The 2,493-nt window shown below is 74.4% G+C and carries 2 protein-coding genes and 1 pseudogene; 1 reads left to right on the forward strand and 2 read right to left on the reverse strand.

Going from position 1 to position 2,493, the window contains the following annotated elements; all coding sequences use genetic code 11:
* Positions 1-201 (reverse strand): annotated as a pseudogene (locus L2I40_RS21840) (TauD/TfdA family dioxygenase); the annotation flags it as partial.
* 162 nt (positions 202-363) lie between these two features.
* Between L2I40_RS21840 and L2I40_RS21845 the strand changes: the two are divergent.
* A complete protein-coding gene (locus L2I40_RS21845; RefSeq protein ID WP_237217369.1) occupies positions 364-1,509 on the forward strand; it encodes a M20/M25/M40 family metallo-hydrolase in 1,146 nt (381 codons plus the stop codon).
* A gap of 157 nt (positions 1,510-1,666) precedes the next feature.
* Here the strand turns inward: L2I40_RS21845 and L2I40_RS21850 are convergent.
* Positions 1,667-2,493 (reverse strand): MFS transporter (locus tag L2I40_RS21850; RefSeq protein ID WP_237217370.1); only part of this gene is annotated, 827 nt, incomplete at its 5' end.

A 2,493-nucleotide genomic window follows, 5' to 3' on the forward strand; every position in this document is an offset into this window, starting at 1 on the left:
CAGCAGGCAGAAGCCCTGGCCGGTGTCGAGGCGCGTGGCGGCCTGACGCAGCACCGCGGCGAGCTGCGGCAGCGGCGCCTCCGCCGCGCTGGCGGGCGCGCGGCCGTCGAGCGCGGCCAACGCCGCTTCCAGCTCCGTTGCGTGCTCGGCGCCGAGCGGCAGCATCCAGTCGGAGGGACGGAGATCGGCCGCGTGCCACACGGCGGGGCCGGCCTGGGGCACAAGCCTCCGGCGGGCAGGCGTCGGGGGGACGGTCATCGGCGCGAGAATAGCAGGGGATGCACAACCGGGCACATGACCGATCCGTCAGGCTGGACGGGGCCCCGACGCGGCCGCAGGCTGGCGCGCAGACGGAGACGCCGCATGGACGCACTGCGCCACCCTGCCCTCGACCTGCATTTCGACACGGAGGCGATCCTCGCCGGGCTCAGGCCCTGGGTGGAATGCGAATCCCCGACCTTCGACGCCGCGGCGGTCAACCGCATGATGGACCTGGCGGGGCGCGAGCTGGCGCTGCTCGGCGCCCGGGTCGAGCGGATCCCGGGCCGGATGGGCTTCGGCGACTGCGTGCGCGCGCGCTTCCCGCATGCGGCCGGCGACGTGCCGGGAATCCTGGTGCTGGCGCATCTCGACACGGTGCATCCGGTCGGCACGCTGGAGCGCATGCCCTGGCGGCGCGAGGGCGGGCTGGTGCGCGGCCCCGGCATCTTCGACATGAAGGGCGGCACCTATCTCGCCGTCGAGGCGCTGCGGCGCATGGCGCAGGCGGGGGTGCCGACCTCGCTGCCGGTGACCGTCCTGCTGACCTCGGACGAGGAGGTGGGCAGCCCGTCGACGCGCGACCTGATCGAGGCGGAGGCGTCGCGCGCGCGCTTCGTGCTGGTGCCGGAGCCGGCGCGGCCGGATGGCGGCGTGGTGAGCGGGCGCTACGCCATCGCGCGCTTCAACCTGCGCACCACGGGGCGGCCGAGCCATGCGGGCTGGACGCTGGCCGAGGGCCGCAGCGCGATCCGCGAGATGTGCCGCCAGGTGCTGGCGATCGAGGCGATGACGACCGAGTCCTGCACCTTCTCGGCCGGGGTGATCCGCGGCGGGCAGTGGGTGAACTGCGTGGCCACGCATTGCGACCTCGAGGTGCTGTCGATGGCGAAGCGGCAGCAGGACCTGGATGCGGGGGTGGAGCGGATGCTGGCGCTGCAATCCTCGACGCCCGACGTGCTGCTGGAGGTGCGGCGCGGCGTGACGCGGCCGGTGTGGGAGCCGGACGCGAAGGTGATGGCGCTGTATGAGCATGCGCGCGGGATCGCGCGGGCGATCGGCTTCGACATCTCGCACCAGTCGAGCGGCGGCGGATCGGACGGCAACTTTACGGGCGCGATGGGCGTGCCGACGCTGGACGGGCTCGGCGTGGGCGGCGCCGGGGCGCATACGCTGGAGGAGCACATCGCGGTGGGATCGCTGGTGCCGCGGGCACGGCTGCTGGCGGGGCTGTTCGCGACGCTGGCGTGAGGACGCCACCGGTGACGCCTTTGGGCGCCTGACAGAACCCGTTTGGACGCGCCGGGGCGGCGCCGCGGCTTTGCCGCGGCAACGCAGCGCCGGATGACGACGGCCGGGCTTCAGGCCGGGGTCCCCGCAAAGCCGCGAAGCGGTTTTGTGGGGAGTATCAGGCGAGGCGCCGTCCCGCGACCGCGAGGCCGGCGCCGAGCAGCGCGAAGGCGGCGGCCATGGCGGCGAAGCCGGCGAAGCCGAAGGTCGCCAGCACGAGACCGCCGAGCGCGGCCGCGCCCAGCCAGCCGATGGAGGCGGCGGTAACGTTGAGGCCGAGCACGGTGCCGCGCACTTCCTCGGGCACGTTGCTGAGCGACGCCATCAGGCAGGGCCGCGCGGTCGAGTTGCAGAAGATGAAGGCGAAGCCGAGCGCGACGGTCGCGGCAACGCCGCCCTGCCAGAGGAAGAGCGGCAGGGCGACGACGGCCGCGCAGACCATGGCGCCCGCGAAGGTCAGCAGCCGGTTCGGCAGGCGATCCGCGAGCTGCCCGCCGAGCAGCGTGCCGAGGATGTTGCCGCCCGCGAAGATCGCCAGCGGCAGCGCGATGGCCGAGACCGGCAGGTCGTAGGCGGACATCAGGTAGGTGGCGAAGAAGGTGGCGGCGAGCGCGTAGCAGCTGCGCTCGGTCACCGCCATGACGAGCAGCGACAGCACGCGGAAGGACAGCGCGGCGCGGTAGTTCGTGGAGGCGCGACGCGCGGCGGCGCCGGCGGCGGGGCGGCGCAGCACGATCAGCAGCGCGATGCCGGCGATCGCCGAGAGCACGCCGACGGCGAGGTGCACGCCGCGCCAGCCGATGCTCTCGCCGAGCGCGGCGGCCACCGGCACGCCGAGCAGGATGGCGAGCGACTGGCCCGAGAGCGTCCAGCCGAGCGCGCGGCCGCGCTGGCGATCCACGACGCGGGCCGAGACCTCGGCCACCACGGTGGCGGAGACCGCGC

This window comes from Falsiroseomonas oryziterrae, from assembly GCF_021864505.1.
In the GTDB taxonomy this organism is placed as follows: Bacteria; Pseudomonadota; Alphaproteobacteria; order Acetobacterales; family Acetobacteraceae; genus Falsiroseomonas; species Falsiroseomonas oryziterrae.